Annotated in this window: 18 protein-coding genes; 13 read left to right on the top strand and 5 right to left on the bottom strand. The window is 64.7% G+C overall.

All coding sequences use genetic code 11. The features are described from left to right. The first annotated feature begins 9 nt into the window (after window positions 1–9). Both DUGA2_RS05870 and DUGA2_RS05865 read left to right on the top strand, forming a co-directional pair. Window positions 10–879, top strand: a complete 870-nt coding sequence (locus tag DUGA2_RS05870; RefSeq protein WP_070268339.1) for an N-acetylmuramoyl-L-alanine amidase — start codon at window positions 10–12, stop codon at window positions 877–879. A gap of 16 nt (window positions 880–895) precedes the next feature. Then, a complete protein-coding gene (locus DUGA2_RS05865) occupies window positions 896–1507 on the top strand; it encodes a M15 family metallopeptidase (protein ID WP_070267881.1) in 612 nt (203 codons plus the stop codon). Here DUGA2_RS05865 and DUGA2_RS05860 read toward each other — a convergent pair. Then, on the bottom strand, window positions 1504–2481 hold the full coding sequence (locus tag DUGA2_RS05860; RefSeq protein ID WP_070267880.1) for an aldo/keto reductase: 978 nt from the start codon (window positions 2479–2481) through the stop codon (window positions 1504–1506). The two genes, DUGA2_RS05865 and DUGA2_RS05860, sit on opposite strands and share 4 nt — an antisense overlap. A gap of 111 nt (window positions 2482–2592) precedes the next feature. Here DUGA2_RS05860 and DUGA2_RS05855 point away from each other — a divergent pair, with 111 nt between their 5' ends. The 5 genes from DUGA2_RS05855 (at window position 2593) to DUGA2_RS05835 (ending at window position 7146) form a co-directional block, all read left to right on the top strand. Further along, on the top strand, window positions 2593–3489 hold the full coding sequence (locus DUGA2_RS05855; RefSeq protein WP_070267879.1) for a LysR family transcriptional regulator: 897 nt from the start codon (window positions 2593–2595) through the stop codon (window positions 3487–3489). A gap of 214 nt (window positions 3490–3703) precedes the next feature. Further along, on the top strand, window positions 3704–4465 hold the full coding sequence (locus DUGA2_RS05850) for a hypothetical protein (RefSeq protein ID WP_070267878.1): 762 nt from the start codon (window positions 3704–3706) through the stop codon (window positions 4463–4465). Window positions 4466–4467: 2 nt separating this feature from the next. Continuing rightward, a complete protein-coding gene (locus tag DUGA2_RS05845; RefSeq protein WP_168167766.1) occupies window positions 4468–5193 on the top strand; it encodes a phosphatidylcholine/phosphatidylserine synthase in 726 nt (241 codons plus the stop codon). Next, window positions 5147–6148 carry a fatty acid desaturase gene (locus DUGA2_RS05840; RefSeq protein ID WP_083296223.1) on the top strand — a complete coding sequence of 334 codons (1002 nt, stop codon included), beginning with the start codon at window positions 5147–5149 and terminating at the stop codon, window positions 6146–6148. The genes DUGA2_RS05845 and DUGA2_RS05840 overlap by 47 nt, the downstream gene beginning before the upstream one ends. Further along, on the top strand, window positions 6145–7146 hold the full coding sequence (locus DUGA2_RS05835) for a Gfo/Idh/MocA family protein (RefSeq protein ID WP_070267875.1): 1002 nt from the start codon (window positions 6145–6147) through the stop codon (window positions 7144–7146). Before DUGA2_RS05840 ends, DUGA2_RS05835 begins: the two co-directional genes overlap by 4 nt. A 12-nt stretch (window positions 7147–7158) precedes the next feature. On the opposite strand, the gene DUGA2_RS05830 is transcribed toward DUGA2_RS05835, so the two are convergent. Both DUGA2_RS05830 and DUGA2_RS05825 read right to left on the bottom strand, forming a co-directional pair. Further along, window positions 7159–8715 carry a D-alanyl-D-alanine carboxypeptidase/D-alanyl-D-alanine-endopeptidase gene (locus tag DUGA2_RS05830; RefSeq protein ID WP_070267874.1) on the bottom strand — a complete coding sequence of 519 codons (1557 nt, stop codon included), beginning with the start codon at window positions 8713–8715 and terminating at the stop codon, window positions 7159–7161. A gap of 11 nt (window positions 8716–8726) precedes the next feature. Further along, window positions 8727–9965 carry a nucleoside recognition domain-containing protein gene (locus tag DUGA2_RS05825; RefSeq protein ID WP_070267873.1) on the bottom strand — a complete coding sequence of 413 codons (1239 nt, stop codon included), beginning with the start codon at window positions 9963–9965 and terminating at the stop codon, window positions 8727–8729. A gap of 108 nt (window positions 9966–10073) precedes the next feature. On the opposite strand from DUGA2_RS05825, the gene DUGA2_RS05820 reads away from it, so the two are divergent. From DUGA2_RS05820 to DUGA2_RS05795, 6 genes are all read left to right on the top strand, one after another. Beyond that, window positions 10074–11804 carry an ABC transporter substrate-binding protein gene (locus DUGA2_RS05820; RefSeq protein WP_070267872.1) on the top strand — a complete coding sequence of 577 codons (1731 nt, stop codon included), beginning with the start codon at window positions 10074–10076 and terminating at the stop codon, window positions 11802–11804. A gap of 20 nt (window positions 11805–11824) precedes the next feature. Further along, window positions 11825–12742 carry a YihY/virulence factor BrkB family protein gene (locus tag DUGA2_RS05815; protein ID WP_070267870.1) on the top strand — a complete coding sequence of 306 codons (918 nt, stop codon included), beginning with the start codon at window positions 11825–11827 and terminating at the stop codon, window positions 12740–12742. 372 nt (window positions 12743–13114) lie between these two features. Then, window positions 13115–13429: a helix-turn-helix transcriptional regulator gene (locus tag DUGA2_RS05810; protein ID WP_070267868.1), complete on the top strand. Its 315-nt coding sequence runs from the start codon at window positions 13115–13117 to the stop codon at window positions 13427–13429. Continuing rightward, window positions 13426–13908, top strand: coding sequence for an arsenate reductase ArsC (locus DUGA2_RS05805; RefSeq protein ID WP_070267864.1), 483 nt, complete (start codon window positions 13426–13428; stop codon window positions 13906–13908). The genes DUGA2_RS05810 and DUGA2_RS05805 overlap by 4 nt, the downstream gene beginning before the upstream one ends. Continuing rightward, complete coding sequence (locus DUGA2_RS05800; RefSeq protein WP_070267863.1) at window positions 13908–15191, top strand: arsenic transporter; 1284 nt, start codon at window positions 13908–13910, stop codon at window positions 15189–15191. Before DUGA2_RS05805 ends, DUGA2_RS05800 begins: the two co-directional genes overlap by 1 nt. 9 nt (window positions 15192–15200) lie before the next feature. Further along, window positions 15201–15776 (top strand): flavin reductase family protein, encoded by a 576-nt coding sequence (locus DUGA2_RS05795; protein WP_070267862.1) that lies wholly within the window; start codon window positions 15201–15203, stop codon window positions 15774–15776. A gap of 95 nt (window positions 15777–15871) precedes the next feature. On the opposite strand, the gene DUGA2_RS05790 is transcribed toward DUGA2_RS05795, so the two are convergent. Continuing rightward, window positions 15872–16999: an acyl-CoA dehydrogenase family protein gene (locus DUGA2_RS05790; RefSeq protein WP_070267860.1), complete on the bottom strand. Its 1128-nt coding sequence runs from the start codon at window positions 16997–16999 to the stop codon at window positions 15872–15874. A gap of 24 nt (window positions 17000–17023) precedes the next feature. Further along, window positions 17024–17692, bottom strand: a complete 669-nt coding sequence (locus DUGA2_RS05785; protein ID WP_070267859.1) for an SDR family oxidoreductase — start codon at window positions 17690–17692, stop codon at window positions 17024–17026. Window positions 17693–17696 lie beyond the last annotated feature (4 nt).

The raw sequence follows: 17696 nt of genomic DNA, 5'->3' as shown, positions 1-17696 counted from the left end.
CCGCTAATGATGAAGCTACTGCCGCTTGCCGCCCTGTCCACCGCCGCCGCCCTGCTGGCCGGTTGTGCCACCGCTCCGCCCGCCGGGCCGCGTATCGATACCACGCTGAGCGCGCGCAGCCAGAGCGACCGCATCAAGTACATCATCCTGCACTACACGGTCAGCGACCTGCCGCGCTCGATCAAGATACTGACCCAGCAGGAAGTCAGCGCCCACTATCTGCTGACCGACACGGAGCAGCCCTTCTTCTACACGCTGGTGGACGAATCGCGCCAGGCCAACCACGCCGGGCTGAGCAGCTGGAAAATTTATAACCAGCTCAATTCGGCGTCGATCGGCATCGAGATCGTCAATCCCGGTTTTGTCGAGACGCCGCAGGGCCGCGTGTACGCGCCGTTCCCGCCGGCCCAGATCGACCAGCTGATTTTGCTGCTCAAGCAGATTGTCGCCCGCCACGACATCAAGCCGGAAAACATCCTCGGCCACAACGATATCGCGCCGCAGCGCAAGCAGGATCCCGGCCCGATGTTCCCGTGGAAGCGGCTGGCCGACGCCGGCCTGGTCGCGTGGCCGGAAGCGAGCCGCGTGGCGGCGCGCTTGCCGCTGTTCCAGGAACAGTTGCCGGACGTGGCCTGGTTCCAGCGCAAGCTGGCCCAGCATGGCTACGCGGTGCCGCAGACGGGCGAGCTGGACCAGGCTACCCGCAATGTGATGGTGGTGTTCCAGTCCAAGTATCGCCAGTCGCTGTATGACGGCGTGCCGGATGCGGAATCGGCGGCCATCCTCGATGTGCTGACCAGCCCGGTGCCGGTGATGGCGATCCCGCCGACCGTGATGCCGCAGCCGCAACCGGCGCCCGGCACGCTGCCGACCGAATAGCCCCGGGGAGCGTCGCATGGCTGTCACCATCACCTGTGAAGACATTGCCGGCCATGGCGATTTCCGGCGCCTCGACAGCATAGACGGCATCGCCGTCGACCTGCGCTATGCCACGCCGGACAACTTCGTCGGCCGTGATTTGTACTCGCCGCTCGATTGCGGCTGGCTGCACATCCATGCGGCGGCGGCGCTGGAGCGGGTGGTGGCGTGGCTGGCCGAACGGCGGCCAGATTGCCAGGTGCTGGTGCTGGATGCGCTGCGTCCGCAACGCGTGCAGGAGCAGCTGTGGCTGGCGCTGCAAGGCACCGAGCTGCTGGGCTACATCGCCGATCCGGTGCGCGGTTCGATCCACTCCTTCGGCATGGCGCTGGACTTGACCTTGCTCGATGCGCACGGCCGCGAGCTGGACATGGGCACCGGTTTCGATGACTTGTCGGAACGCTCGCATCCGGCGCTGGAGGCCGAGCTGCTGGCGCGCGGCGAGCTGACCACGCAGCAGATCGCCAACCGCAGCCTGCTGCGCGACGCGATGTTCCAGGCCGGCTGGGTCGGCATCAACAGCGAGTGGTGGCACTTCGATTGCGGCGACCGCTTGCTGGTGCGCCGCGATTACATCCGAGTACTCTAGCGATCCACCATCGCCATGCGCTCCTTGCTGTAGCGCAGGCCGGACACCTGCTTCAGCGCGTTATCCAGCACCGCCATCTCGGTTTCATCCAGCGTGATTTCCGCGGCAGCCACGTTCTGCTCCAGGAAAGTGCGGCGGCGCGTGCCGGGGATGGTGACGATATCGTCGCCCTTGTGCATGGCCCAGGCCAGCGCGATCTGCCCCGGCGTCACCAGGCGGTGATCGGCCAGCTCGCGCACGATGGCGGCCGCTTCCATGTTGCGGTCGAAGTTCTGCCCTTGCAGGCGCGGATCCAGATGGCGGAAATCGCTGGGCGGATACTCTTCCGCGCGCTTGGCGGTACCGGCCAGGAAACCCCGTCCCAGCGGGCTGAACGCCACCAGGCCGATGCCCAGTTCGCGCAGCGCCGGCAGCACGTCGGCCTCCAGGTTGCGCTCCCACAGCGAATACTCGCTTTGCAGCACGCTGATCGGATGCACCGCATGGGCGCGGCGGATATTGGCCACGCCCGCCTCGGACAGGCCGAGGTAGCGCACCTTGCCCTCGCGCACCAGGTCGGCCATCACGCCCACCACGTCCTCGACCGGCACCAGCGGATCGATGCGGTGCTGGTACAGCAGGTCGAGGTAGTCGGTGTTCAAACGGCGCAGCGAGCCTTCGACCTTTGTGCGGATATGGGCCGGGTCGCTGGTCACGCCGACGGTCTTGCCGTCGCGGATATCGAAGCCGAACTTGGTAGCGAGGATGACCTCGCTGCGGCGGCCGGTGAAGGCGCGGCCCAGCAGGGCTTCGTTGTCATAGGGACCGTATTGCTCGGCCGTGTCGAAGAAGTCGATGCCCAGCTCCAGCGCGCGGTGCAGCGTGGCGACCGCTTCGGTCTGGTCGGCCGGCCCGTAGGTATTGCTCATGCCCATGCAGCCCAAGCCCTGCGCCGATACCGTCAGACCCTGGCTGCCCAAAATGCGTTGTTTCATGATGACTCCCTGCGTGATGTGGTGCTTTGAGTATCGGTCCTGCACAAAAAATACACAATCCGCTTAAAATGCAAAGCATTGTTGATGTAGCTGCAACGGCGGAGCGATGCGATGGAAATGTTGAAGGAGATGGCCATCTTTGCACAGGTGGTCGACAGCGGCGGTTTTTCTGCGGCGGCGCGGCAGCTGGAGCTGACCACGTCGGCGGTCAGCCGCCACGTGTCGCGGCTGGAGGCGCACATGGGGGGACGGCTGCTGCACCGGACCACGCGGTCGCTGTCGCTGACCGAGCTGGGCCAGCAGGTGCACGCGGCCTGCGTGCGCATGGTCAGCACGGCGCGCGAGGTGCATGCGCTGGCCGGCAGCTACAGCGCGCGGCCGAACGGCACGATACGCGTCAGCGCGCCCATCGTGCTGGGCCAGGTGTGGCTGGCGCCCAGGCTGCCCGGCTTCCTGGCGCGCTATCCGGAGGTGAATGTCGAGTTGCAGCTGATGGACCGCAAGATCGACCTGATCGAGGAAGGCATGGACCTGGCGGTCCGCATCGCCACCGAGCTGGCGCCGGGCCTGGCGGCGCGCACGCTGGGGCCGGTGACTTATGTGCTGGTGGCCACGCAGCAGTACCTGGATGCGCATGGCGAGCCGCAATCGCCGCAGGAATTGCCGGCGCATCAGTGCAGCTATCTGGGCTACGCCCGTTTCGGCGACGCCTGGAGCTTGCGGCGCGGCAGCGAGACGGCCAGCGTCCGCGTGCCATCGCGGCTGACGATCAACAACAGCGCGGCGCTGATGGCGGTGGTGGAGGCGGGCGGCGGCATCGGCCTGGTGCCGGATTTCACGGCGCGTCCGGCGCTGGCGCAAGGGCGGGTGCGGCAGGTGCTGCCGGAGTGGGTATTCGACGAGCCGTATGCCGGCACCGTGCACGCGGTCTACATGCCCGGTCCCCACCTGGCGCTGAAGGTGCGGGCGTTTATCGACTATCTGGTGGAGCAGGGACTGCCAGGATGATGCATAAATGACACGCAATTGTTAATTTATCGAGATTGCATACTTACCAATGTTAAATGTGACAATCCGATAGATTCTTAGTTGACACTTTACTTACACTCACGGTTGATGCAGCAGTGCCACGTAAATTTTAGCGAGGCTTAAAAAAACCGTGAATAAAAACCATCCACACAGATTTACCTGTATCGCCTGGGCTTCCGGCCCCTACAAGGCGATGTTCAAAAATTTGCAGGCTGATTGCGAACGGTTCGGCTACCCCAGCCACCTGTACGAAATCGACCAGGATTATTCCAGTCTGCTGCAAGCGTGGTGCAATCATCCGCGCATCATCCGACAGGGGGTGGAGGACTTCGGTACCGTGCTCTACATGGATGTCGAGTGCCGCATCGTGGCGCCGATACCGGAGTCATGGCAGGCGCCGCTGGTGTCGATCCGCTGGCCGGAACAGAAATTCTGGATACGCTACAACTCCGGCACCGTCATGGCCGACGAAAGCTGCATCCCCTGGCTGGACGCCTGGATACGCATCATCGACGAATGGAAGCTGGGCGACCTGGCGCGCGAAGACCACGTGCACTGGCCGGGCGATCTGTGCGATGAACTCGGCATGGCCGCGGCCTTGAGCGCCTTCGGCGTGCGCGTGCAGACGCCGCGCCTGGAGTACGTCGACCGCGATACCGATGCGGAACTGGCGCGCGGCCTGTGGAGCAACCGCCACACCATCATCCAGCATCCGACCCAGCACCACTGGCCCAAGGAGGCCGACCCGGTCGAGTGCAAAAAGCTCTTCGTGCAGAACTACCCGGGCAATCCGCTCGACGCCACCGGCATTTTTTCCGGCGACGGCGACGTCCAGACGCATCTGGGCTGGGTGTTCCATCCCGAGCAGCGTACCTATGCGCCGACGGAATTCTGGCCCGAACATGCGCGGCCATGGATCGAGGAAACTGTGCAGTTGACCTCGGCTCAGCGATGAGCATGCGTTGGTTTGCCTGGTGCGTGCACGCGTTCACCGCCAGTGGCGTCGTGCTGGGCCTGCTGGCCCTGCTCGCGGTGGAACAAGGCGATTGGCAGGTGGTGTTCGGCTGGCTGCTGCTGGCGCTGGTGATCGATGCCGTCGATGGCCCGATCGCCCGCCTGATACGCATCAAGACCGTGCTGCCCCGCTTCGACGGCAGCACGCTCGATCTGCTGGTGGACTACCTGACCTTCGTCATCGTGCCGGCGCTGGTGCTGTGCCACTCGACGATCCTGCCGGAATCGCTGCGCATTGCCGGCGCGGCCGCCATCCTGGTGACGGCGCTGCATCACTACTGCAACCTCGACATCAAGACCGAGGACGGCTACTTCGTCGGCTTTCCTGCGTTCTGGAATATCGCGGTGTTCTATCTGTATCGCTTTCCAGTGTCGCCGACGGCGGCTGCGGCCATCGTCGCCGTGCTGTGTGTGCTGACCTGCGTGCCGATCAAAGTGGTGCACCCTTTGCGCGTCAAAAAGTTCCGGGTGTTTTCCTTTGCCTTCCTCGCGCTGTGGCTGGTGGTGGGCGGCTTCGCCCTGTTGCGGCCTGACCTGAACGGCAATTGGCTGCTGGTGCCCAATCTGGTGCCGCTGGCGTATTTCACCCTGATCAGCATCCGCCGCACCGTGGCCGGGGTGGATGTCGAGCATGCGGACCATGTCGCAGCCGACCCCCAAAATGCCTGAGCTGTTCGTCGTCACGCAACGCCGTGACCCGCACATACAAAGGCGCAGGGACATGTTGCGCGCCCATCCGCAGATACGCGGCCTGTTCGGGCCCAACCCGTGGTCGTTGGGATTGACGGCCGCGCTGGTGGCTTTGCAGCTGGGCCTGGCGTCGCTGGCGCAGCAGGCCGCGTGGTGGCAGATGCTGCTGCTGGCGTGGCTGGCCGGCGCCTATGTCGCCGCCTGCCTGTTCGCGATGATTCACGACGCCAGCCATTTGCTGATCCTGCGCGGGCGCGCGGCCAATCATCTGGCCGCCTGTTGCGCCAATCTGCCGCTGGTCATGTGGAGCGCCGTACCGTTTTTCCGCTATCACCTCTGGCACCATCGCGGCCTGGGCGATTATGAGCGCGACGTCGGCGTGCCGACGGAGGCCGAGGCTGTGTGGGTCGGCAACAGCGCGTGGCGCAAGGCCGCGTGGCTGGCTTTCTTTTCCATCGTCCAGGCGTTGAGGACGCGTAAGTTCCCGGAGACCAAAGCCTATTGGAGCGGCTGGATGGTGTTCAATGCCGCGCTCCAGCTCGCGGTGGATATGCTGATCGTGCAGCTGCTCGGCTGGCAGGCCTTGCTGTACCTGGGGTTGTCGATTTTTTTTGCGCTGGGCTTCCATCCGCTGGGCACGCGTGTGGTGCAAGAGCATTTCGTCGTCGCCGACGGCCAGGAGACGAATAATTTCACCGGCTGGGCCAATGTCTTCGAGTGCAATTTCGGCTACCACATCGAGCATCATGACTTTCCCAATATCCCCTGGAACCGGCTGCCCCGCCTGCGCCGCATCGCGCCCGAGTTCTATGCCGGCCAGGCCGGATTTTCTTCCCGCCTGCAATTGATGGTGCGGTTCATCTTCGATCCGCGCTGGACGGTGTTTCGCAATACCGTCCGCTTGCGGGCGCCGTCTGACGGCGGCATCACATGAGCCGCATGCTGCGTCTGGCGGTCATCGGCGCCGGCATGATGGCGGGGCGCCGCTCGCGGGCGTTTGCCGCCACCGGGCGGGCGCAGATCGTGGGCATCGCCGCGCGCCGGCTGTCCAGTGCGCAGGCCATGGGCGCGGCGCTGGACTGCACGCATTGCTACGACGATTACCGCCGCCTGCTCGACTGCGAGCCGGATGCCGTGCTGATCGAAGTGCCGCATCAAGGCCAGGATGAACTGGTGTTATGGGCTATCGGACAGGGGCTGCCCACGCTGATCGGCGGCCCGCTGGCCGCTTCCGTGCAGGGCGGCGAGGCGATACTGCGCTCGGCACGGCAGGCCGGGGTGCCGGTCGAGTGCGGTTTCGAGGCGCGCTACAAGGCGGTGTGGGAAACCGCGAAGGCATTGCTGCATGCCGGACGCATCGGCCGGCCGATTGCCGTGCAATCGATGGCCTTGTGGGATGGCGATCCGGACAGCTGGTACTACAACCAGGCGGCCAGCGGGGGCATGCCTTTGACCCACATGAGCTATACCTTCATCAATCCCTTGCGGTGGATGTTGGGCGAACCGCTGCGGGTCTCGGCCTTTGCCAATCGCATCAAGCATACCGCTGCCCATCATGTGCGCGAGGAGACCTGCGTCGCGCATCTGCAGTTTCCGAACGAGGTCATGTGCTCGATGCTGGCCGGCTATGTCAAGCCGGGCAGTTGCGACGCATGGCGGCTGACCATCGTCGGCACCGAGGGCGTGATGGAGTTGCAGCCGACGGAAATGGATAACGGTTGCCTGCGGGTCTCGCACGGCAATGAAATCGATACGTATGAGTTTGCCGAGGCGCCGGATGCGTTTGTGTCGCAGGCCCACGCGTTCATCGATCTGGCCTGGGGCGGGCCCTTTGGCCGCAATGCCCCCGAGGATAGCCTGCGCGATGTGCAAGTGGCGCAGGCGATCAGCGATTCGGCGCGGGAAGGACGGTCCATCGAGCTGCTGGCTTGATGGATGCTCGGCTTACCTGGAGCGGGCCACCCAGTCGATAACACCGTCCAGCACGGTGCGGCCCGCGCCGTTGGCGACGTGTTCGTCGTTCAGGATGGCGACCACGATGCAGGGCTGGTTGTTGGCGTCGGTGACGTAGCCGGCGATGGCGATCACGCTTTTCAGGCTGCCGGTCTTGATGCGGGCGCGCAGGGCGGCCGGGCTGTCCTTCAGGCGCTTGCGCATGGTGCCGTCGGTGGCGGCGATCGGCAGGCTGGACAGGAACTCGGGCATCCACAGGCTCTTCAGGCCGGCCTGCAGCACGCCGGCCAGCTGCGCCGGCGTGGCGCGCTCGGTGCGCGACAGGCCGGAACCGTTGTCGAAGACCAGGCCGTTGGCGTCGATGCGCTGGGTTTGCAGCCAGGCGCGGATCGCGCTTTCTGCGCGCATCGGGGTGCTGGCCAGGTTGCCGTCGGGCGGGAGCGGGCGGCTGCCCAGCACGGGGTCGGCTTCCAGGCTGCCCAGCATCAGGAACACCGTGCGGGCCAGGGTGTTGTCGGAGAATTTGTTGATGTCGCGGAGGATTTCCGGCAGCGGGCGGGAGACGTGTTCGGCCAGCAGGCGCGTGGCCGGAGCGGACGCCGCCGCGGATGCGGAAACCGCCGCGGCCGGAGCGTCGCCATCAGCGGCCGGGATGGCTGGCGTGGCGCTGGCGGCCGGCGCGGCCGGCATCGCGGGCGCGGCCGGCGCGGCGGCCTCGCGCACCTCGCCGCTGATGCTCCCGCCCAGCTTGCGCCAGGTGGCGCGCAGCAGGCGTTCCAGGTAGTCGTGGTGGTCCAGCACGTCGACGCTGGTCGACTTGCTGCAATTCTTAGGGAAGCTGCCATGCAGCACCACGTCGATCTTGTCGCCATGGCGCGAGGCGTCCGGCGAACGCCAGCCCTGCTCCCACGACGCGCACGGCGCATCGCTGAGCTTCATCTCCGAGCGGATGCCGACCTTGTCCATCTCCGGCATCACCACCAGCCCCACCTTGCTGCCGGTCGAGCGCATTTCCACTTTCAGCAGATTGGTGCCGGTCAGCAGCGCATCGGGGATCACGTTGTAGTAGGCCCATGGGTACTCGTCGAACGGCGGCTGCCCCACATCGGGCCGCGCCGGCTGGAACAGCTGGCGGTCGAGGATCACGTCGCCCTTGATCTTCTGGATGCCCTGGTTGCGCAGCGCTTGCAGCATGTGCAGCAGCACGTCCTCGTTCAGGTCGACATCGGCGCCGCCGCGCAGGACCAGGTCGCCTTGCAGCACGCCGTTGACCACTTCGGCGCTGGTGCGGAATTCGGTGCGTGCGCGGAAGGCCGGCCCCAGTTGCTCCAGCGCCGTCAGCGTGGTGAACAGCTTCATGGTCGATGCCGGCTGCATGCTCTGCTGGGCGTTGTGCGAGACCAGCGTGGCGTCGCCGCGCATGACGACGATGCCGGCGCCTTCCGGCGGAATGTGCGCCGCTTGCAGCAGGGCGCTGATGGGTTCCGGCAGTTCGGCGTGGGCGGTGCCGGCGGCAAGCAGCGCGGCGAGGATGAGGCGACGAAGCATGGCGGCCCTGTTCAATGGAAGAAGAGGTAGGAGACGAAGATGGCGGCGATCACGCCGGCCAGGTCGGCGATCAGGCCGCAGGAAATCGCGTAGCGCGTCTTGCGTATGCCCACCGAGCCGAAGTACAGCGCGACGATGTAGAAGGTGGTGTCGGCCGAGCCGTTGAACACGCAGGCCAGGCGGCCGACAAACGAATCCACGCCGTAGGTGCGCATGGTGTCGATCATCATGGCCTTGGCGGCGCTGCCGCTGAGCGGCTTCATCAGCGCGGTCGGCAGCGACGGCACGAAATCGGTGTTGAAGCCCAGGTGGCCGAACAGCCAGCTGAAGCCCTCCACGACGAAGGTGAACACGCCGGCGTTGCGGATCACGCTGATCGCCACCAGCATGCCGACCAGATAGGGGATCACGGTGATCGAAGTCTGGATGCCGCCCTTGGCGCCTTCGATAAACGCCTCATACACATTGACCTTGCGCCGCAGCGCGCCGATGATGAAGCCGGCGATCACCACCATCAGCACCAGGTTGCTGAAGACCTTGGAGAACAGTTCGATCTCGATCTTGGTCAGGTAGTGCGTGAAGTAGAAGACCATGCCGGCGATGGCTGCCGTCATCCCGCCCAGCCAGCTGAGCACCACGCCGTTGAACAGGTTGATGCGCTGGCGGATGGCGACGGCGATGATGCCGGTCACGGTGGCCACATAGGTCGCGATCATGCAGGGGATGAAGATGTCGGACGGATCGGCCGCGCCCAGGATGGAGCGCTGCGCCATGATGGCCAGCGGGATCAGGGTCAGGCCCGAGGTGTGCAGCACCAGGAACATGATCTGCGCGTCGGTCGGCTCGTCCTTGCTGGGGTTGAGGGTTTGCAGGCTTTCCATGGCCTTCAGGCCGAACGGCGTGGCGGCGTTGTCCAGGCCCAGCAGGTTGGCCGAGAAGTTCATCACCATGTGGCCGGTGGCCGGGTGGTTCTTCGGCACGCCGGGGAAGATGCGCGAGAAGAACGGCGCGATCAGCCGCGCCAGCAGGTCGATGGCGCCGGCTTTCTCGCCGATGTTCATGATGCCCAGCCACAGCGTCATCACGCCGGCCAGCGGCAGCGCGATGTCCATCACACCGGCCTTGGCGGAGTCGAAGGTGCCGTCGATGATGCGCTTGAAGATCTCGGTGTCGCCCGTCAGCAGGAACTGCGCCAGCGCGGCCGCAAAGCCGACCAGGAAGAAGCCGGACCAGATGTAATTGAGCGACATGGGTAGAGATTTTCCTGAAAGCAGTGGGCGATTTGCAAAGTATAGCGGGTAAGCCGGTGAAAAAAGTTATAAGCTGCCGCTTTACGTATGCGATGTGGAAGGGACCTGATGCCCAAAAGTTATGCCGCAGCCCTGCTGGCGCTGGTGTTGAGCGCGTTGCCGGCCGCTGCTGCGCCGGTCGCCGCCAGCGGCTCCGCGCCCAAAGTCCTGCACGCCTTCCTCAGCACCGGCGAGACCGGCCTCGACCCGGCGGTGGCTTCCGATATCGCCAGCCTCAGCCTGCTGGAAAACCTGTTCGATCCGCTGCTGCGCTACGACTACCTGGCCCGCCCCGTCAAGCTGCAAGCCAACACGCTGAGCGCCATGCCGACCGTGGAAGACAATGGCTTGAGCTTTACTTTTCATCTGCGGCAGGATGTCTACTTCACGCCCGACCCGGCGTTCAAGGGCGTGCACCGCCAGGTCACGGCGCAGGACTACGTCTACAGCCTGAAGCGCCTGTACGATCCGCTATTGAAATCGCCGTGGTTGTTTCTGCTGGAGGGCAAGATCGCCGGCGACGAGGCGCTGAAGACCGCCTTCAGCTACGACAGCAGCATCCCCGGTCTGCAAGCCGTGGACAAGTTCACGCTGCGTATCAAGCTCAAGGCCGCCGATCCCAACTTCCTGTTCTACCTGGCGACGCCGTCCACCGGCGTGGTCGCGCGCGAGGTGATCGAGGCCTACGGCGCGCAGGCCGGCAACCATCCGGTCGGCAGCGGCCCCTTCTTGATGGGGCGGTGGAAGCACAGCGACCAGATCACGCTGCTGGCCAACCGCGATTTCCGGCCGACGATGTTCGAGGGCCGCCGCCTGCCGCTGCTGGACCAGGTCGAGATCAAGATCGTCGAGGAATACCAGTCGCGCGTGCTGGGCTTCCTGAACGGCGAATTCGATTTCCTCGAACAGCTGCCGGAATCGATGAAGGACATGGTGCTGACCGGCGACCTCAAGCCCACGCTGAAACCGGCGCTGGTGAAGCAGGGCATGGTGCTGTCGCCCTTCCCCGTGCTGCAAACCTACTACATGTGGATGAACATGGAAGATCCGCTGATCGGCGGCTACAGCAAGGAGAAGGTGGCCTTGCGGCGCGCCATCGCGCTGGGCTACAACAGCGGCGAGGACGTGGCGCTGATGAAGAAGGGCCTGGCCCTGCCGGCCGTCACGCCGCTGCCGCCGAACGTGCTGGGCTACGATCAGGGCTACCGCAGTCCGGTCGCCTACGACCCCGCGCTGGCCAACGCGCTGCTGGACCGCTACGGCTACCGCAAGGCTGCCGACGGTTTCCGCACCCAGCCCGGCGGCAAGCCGCTGACCTTGGTGATGCACAGCGAATCGTCCACCGTCGGCCGGCTGCGGGACGAGCTGTGGCGCAAGAATTTGAACGCCATCGGCCTCAACGTCATCTTCAAGAGCGACAAGAAAACCGAGATCATCAAGGCCTCACGCCTCGGCTCGGTGATGATGTTCGAAACCAACTGGGTGGCCGACTTCCCCGACGGCGAGAATTTCTACCAGTTGCTGTACGGCCCCAACAGCGGCCGCGCCAACTACGCCCGTTTCAACCTGCCGGCCTACAACCAGCGCTACGAGCAGAGCCGCAGCATGGGCGACACCCCGCAGCGCACCGCGCTGTACAACGAGATGGCGCAGCTGATCCATGCCTACACGCCCTGGGTGTTGCTGACCCATCCGATCTCCGCCGATCTGCAGCAGCCGTGGCTCAGGCATTACCGGCGCCATCCGGTGGAACTGACCAACTGGCGCTATCTGGACGTAGACGCACATAACCCGCGCTGATCCATGCGTACAATGGGCGGATGAACCTATTTAACCGCAGGGCGCTGCTGCATGTCAGCGCGCACCCATTGGACTTCCTGCTGCAATGCCTGAAGGGCTTCCGCGCCAACCAGGGCTTGCTGCTGGCGGGCGCGGTCGCCTATTACTCGCTGCTGTCCATCGTGCCGCTGGTGATGCTGGTGGTGGTGGCCTTGTCGCACTTCATCGCCCAGGACGAGCTGCTGGCCACGCTGGGCCGTTATCTGAACTGGCTGGTGCCTGGGCAGGCCAAGCCCATCGTCACCGAGGTCGGGCATTTCCTCGATCACCGCGATTTGATCGGCGGCGTGCTGGTGGTCAGCATGATCTTCTTCAGCTCGCTGGCCTTCACGGTGCTGGAAAACGCCATGTGCGTGATCTTCAAGCACCGGGTCGAGATACGGCGGCGGCATTTCATGATCTCGGCCATCATGCCCTACTGCTACATCTTGTCGCTGGGCGTGGGCATGCTGCTGGTGACGCTGGTCGCGGGCAGCTTGCAGGTGCTGGGCGAGGAGAGCGTGCAATTCCTCGGCTACAGCTGGTCGCTGCACGGCGTCTCCGGCGTGTTGTTGTACCTGCTGGGCCTGGGCGGCGAGGTGCTGGTGCTCACTTCGATCTATCTGGTCATGCCGGTGGGCCGGCTGTCGCTGTCGCACGCGCTGATCGGCGGGGTGACGGCGGCGCTGCTGTGGGAGCTGGCGCGCCGCATTCTGGTTTGGTATTTTTCAACCTTGTCGCAGGTGAATGTGGTGTACGGCTCGATGACCACCGCCATCATCGTCATGTTCAGCCTGGAAATCGGCGCCACGCTGCTGCTGTTCGGCGCGCAGGTGATTTCGGAGTTCGAGCGGGTCGGCCGCCACCGCCCGCAGCGCGCAGCGACGCCGATGACCACCCAAGCTACAGAAATAAAATAATTTGTGCGTCGCACAAAGAACTGTGTTACACTACGTCCGTGGTTGAGGTTGTACGGGAGGAATCCCGCAAAACAGTCCCACGTCCGAGAGGCGCGCCGCAGTTCGATATGTGTAAGACCGAACCGCAGTTGACGCGAAACTTGGAGTTGTAATTCCGGATACGATGGTCGATTTACACGTTGGAGGCACCTTGCAGATAGCATGGGCGTCCGAGACTCTGGAGTCACTTTGCAGATAGCACTGGACACCGGCATACGATTAAAGCATTGGTAATACATTGGAACGAAGCCCGCTGAGATGCGGGCTTTTTTTTATTGCCTCTTCATTTCGATATTATTTGAAATGTCGAATCGTTTACGTTAGCATGGCCGCATGGATACTAAACAAGCTCTGGCGGCGTTATCGTCGCTGGCCCAGGAAAGCCGGCTGGCCGTGTTCCGGCTGCTGGTGCAGGCGGGGCCGGATGGCATGGCGGCCAGCAAAATCGCCGAGCGGCTGGCGATTTCGCCATCGTCGCTGTCCTTCCACTTGAAGGAGCTCAGCCACGCGGGCATGGTCGATGCGCGCCAGGATGGCCGTTTCGTCATCTACACGGCCGAGGTGGGCGCCATGAACGGCCTGATCGGCTTCCTTACCGAAAACTGCTGCGGCGGCCTGCCCTGCGGCGTCAACGAATGCACCCCATGAATGTTCTTTTCCTGTGTACCGGTAATTCCTGCCGCTCGGTGTTGAGCGAAGGCGTTTTCAACCATCTGGCGCCTGAAGGCTGGCGCGCGCTGAGCGCCGGCAGCCAGCCGGCGGGCGCCTTGCATCCGCGCGCGGTGGCGCTGCTGGCGCGCAAGGGCATCTCCACCGAAGGCTACTACAGCAAGTCGTGGAACGATTTGCCGGCGACGCCGGATATCGTCATCACCGTCTGCGGCAGCGCGGCCGGCGAGACTTGCCCCGCCTATCTGGGCCAGGTGCTGCGCGCGCATTGGGGCGTGGACGATCCCAGCCATGTGGTCGGCACTGAAGAAGAAATCGAGACGGCGTTCGAGCTGGCTTACCGCATCATCCGCGCGCGCATCGAGGCTTTCCTGGCCTTGCCGCTGGCGCAGCTGGCGGCCGACAAGCCTGCGTTCAAACTGGAGCTGGACCGCATCGGCGGCCTGGGCGCGGCCTGATGCTGGCCGCCTTCCTGATCTTCCTGGCGACGCTGACCCTGGTCATCTGGCAGCCGCGTGGCCTGGGCATAGGCTGGAGCGCGGTGGCCGGCGCCTGCGTGGCGCTGCTGGCCGGCGTGATCCACGTCGGCGACATTCCTGTGGTGTGGCACATCGTATGGAACGCCACCGGCACCTTTGTCGCGATCATCATCATCAGCCTGTTGCTGGACAAGGCCGGCTTCTTCGAGTGGGCCGCGCTGCACGTGGCACGCTGGGGACGCGGCAGCGGCAAGCTGCTGTTCTCGATGTTCGTGCTGCTGGGCGCGGCGGTGTCGGCGCTGTTCGCCAATGACGGCGCGGCGCTGATCCTCACGCCCATCGTCATCGCCATGCTGCGCGAGCTGAAGTTCTCGGGCAAGGCCACGCTGGCCTTCGTGATGGCGGCCGGCTTCGTCGCCGACACGGCCAGCTTGCCGCTGGTGGTGTCCAACCTAGTCAACATCGTTTCGGCGGACTACTTCAACGTCAGCTTCGCGCGCTATGCGGCGGTGATGGTGCCGGTGAATTTTGTCGCCGTGGCGGCCACGCTGGCGGTGCTGCTGTGGTTCTTCCGCCGCGATATCCCGGCCGACTACGACATGGCGCAGGTCAAGCGTCCTGAAGACGCGATCCATGACCGCGCGACCTTCATCACCGGCTGGTGGGTGTTGGGCTTGTTGCTGATCGGCTTCTTCTGGCTGGAGGATCTGGGCGTGCCGATCAGCGCCACTTCCGCCGTCGGCGCGGTCATGCTGCTGGTGGTGGCGGCGCGCGGCCATCGCATTTCCACGCGCGAGGTCATCGGCAATGCGCCGTGGCAGATCGTGGTGTTCTCGCTGGGCATGTACCTGGTGGTGTACGGCTTGCGCAACGCCGGATTGACCGACTACCTGACGGCCGCGCTCAACGCCTGCGCGCAGCATGGCGTCTGGGGTGCGGCGATGGGCACCGGCATCATCACGGCCATCCTGTCGTCGATCATGAACAACCTGCCGACGGTGCTGATCGGCGCGCTGTCCATCGACGCCACCACGGCGCAGGGCGCGGTGCGCGAGGCCATGGTGTATGCCAACGTCATCGGCAGCGACCTGGGGCCGAAGATCACGCCCATCGGCAGCCTGGCCACGCTGCTGTGGCTGCATGTGCTGGCGAACAAGGGCGTGCGCATATCGTGGGGCTACTATTTCCGCGTCGGCATCTGCCTGACCTTGCCGGTGTTGCTGGTGACGCTGGCGGCCCTGGCCTTGCGCTTGAATTTTTGAGGGGGATGCATGGACGAACATATTCTTCCGGTGACGCTGGAAAAAGCCTACCGTCTGTTGAACCACGGCCCGACGGTGCTGGTGTCGGCCACGCACGGCGGCGTGACCGACGTGATGGCGGCGGCATGGTCGTGCGCGCTGGATTTCATGCCGCCGAAGATCACGGTGGTGCTGGACAAGGCGACCAGCACGCGCGGGTTGGTGGAGCAGAGCGGGTATTTCGCGATCCAGGTGCCGAACATGGCGCAGATCGATTTGACGTACGCGGTCGGCAGCAAGAGCCTGGCCGACACGCCGGACAAGCTGGCGCAATGCGGCGTGGAGATCTTCCACGTGGAGGGCCACGAGACGCCGCTGGTGGCGGGTTGTTCTGGCTGGCTGATCTGCAAAGTGGTCCCGGAGCCGCACAACCAGCAGACCTACGACCTGTTCATCGGCGAGGTGGTATCGGCCTGGGCCGATGTCCGCGTGTTCCGCAACGGCCATTGGGAATTCGAAACGGCAGATCCGCGCTGGCGCAGCCTGCACTACATCGCCGGAGGCACCTTCTATGCGATCGGCGAACGCGCCACAGTCAAAACCTAAACCGGGGGTCAAGTCTGACATTTGGACACGACCTCCACCGTAAGCGCTGCTTAGAGCAGAGCTCGTGTCCAAATGTCAGACTTGACCCCGGAGTGTTACAGCGCGCGGGCGATCAGCAGTTTCTGGATGTCGCTGGTGCCTTCGTAGATCTGGCACACGCGCACGTCGCGGTAGATGCGCTCCACCGGGAAGTCCGACACGTAGCCGTAGCCGCCGTGGACCTGGATGGCGTCGGAGCAAACCTTCTCCGCCATCTCGGAGGCGAACAGCTTGGCCATCGCCGCTTCCTTCAAACACGGCAAACCCGCATCCTTCATCGACGCCGCATGGCGGATCAGCTGGCGGGCCGCTTCGATCTGCGTCGCCATATCCGACAAACGGAACTGCACCGCCTGGTGCTCGAAGATCGGCTTGCCGAAACTCTCGCGATCCCTTGCATACGCCAGCGCCGCCTCATACGCCGCGCGCGCCATGCCCACCGCCTGCGAGGCGATGCCGATGCGGCCGCCTTCCAGTCCCGACAAAGCGATCTTGTAACCCTGGCCTTCTTCACCGATCAAATTCTCGGCCGGAATGCGGCAGTTCTCGAACAGGATCTGCGCCGTATCCGACGAGTGCTGGCCCATCTTCTGCTCCAGCCCGGCCACGATGTAGCCCGGCGCCGAGGTCGGCACCCAGAAGGCGCTGATGCCCTTCTTGCCGGCCGCCTTGTCGGTGACGGCCATGACGATGGCCACGTCCGCATACTTGCCGCTGGTGATGAACTGCTTGACGCCGTTGATCACATACTCGTCGCCGTCGCGCGTGGCGGTGGTGCGCAGGGCGGCGGCGTCGCTGCCGGTGTGCGGCTCGGTCAGGCAGAAGGCGCCCAGCATCTCGCCCTGTGCCAGCGGACGCAGCCACTGCTCTTTCTGCTTGTCGTTGGCATACATCATGGCGATGCTGCACACCGGGCAGTTGTTGACGGAGATGATGGTGGACGTGCCGCCATCGCCCGCCGCGATCTCTTCCAATACCAAGGCGAGCGACACGTAATCCATGCCGGCGCCGCCCAGCGCCTCCGGCACCGCGACGCCGAACGCACCCAGCGCGGCCAGCTCCTTCAACTCCTCTTTCGGGAAGTGATGTTCCTTGTCCCAGCGGGCCGCGTTGGGCGCCAGGCGCTCCCGCGCAAAGGTGCGCAGGGCGTCGCGTATCATTTCGTGTTCTTCGCTCAGTATCATATAGTCTCGTTTATCGTTATTGAATCACCAACCGATGCTTGTGCCATCGTAGTCGCGATATACCGCCAGCTCGGACGCGGGTAGCGCCGCCAGCGTTGCGCGGATGCCGGCAGCGCTTTCCTCCACCGACAGATCGGCCTCGCTGCCGCCCATGTCCGTGCGTACCCAGCCCGGATGCAGGGCGACGCAGGTGGCGCCCTGCTTGCCGAAGGTCAGCGCGGTGTCGATCAGCACCGAGTTCAGCGCCGCCTTGCTGGCGCGGTACAGCGATCCGACAGGATTGCCGCGCTCGCTCAGCGAACCCATTCTCGACGACACCACCGCCAGCTTGCCGCGCACCGCGCACACCATCGGCGCGATGATGGGCAGCAGCCGCATCGCCGCCAGCACGTTGGTGTGCATCACGCTGTCGAAGTCCGACTGCAGCGGGAAGCCTTCATGGCGCGGGCCGTACACGCCGGCGTTGAGGATGGCCACGTTGAGCTCCTCGCCGTCCAGCTTCCAGCCCAGGCCGGCCACGGCTTCGACATTGGTCACGTCCAGCCCATGGGCTTCGGCGCCCATGGCGGACAGCGTGTCCACATCTTCCGCCTTGCGCGCGGTGGCGATCACGCGCCAGCCGTCGGCCAGGTACTGGCGCGCCAGTTCCAGGCCGATGCCGCGCGAGGCGCCGATGATCAGTGCCGTCGCCATCCGC

The sequence above is a fragment of the Duganella sp. HH101 genome (assembly GCF_001758795.1).
GTDB classification, from domain to species: Bacteria; Pseudomonadota; Gammaproteobacteria; order Burkholderiales; family Burkholderiaceae_D; genus Rugamonas; species Rugamonas rivuli.
This window is presented reverse-complemented; position numbering and strand designations above follow the sequence as displayed.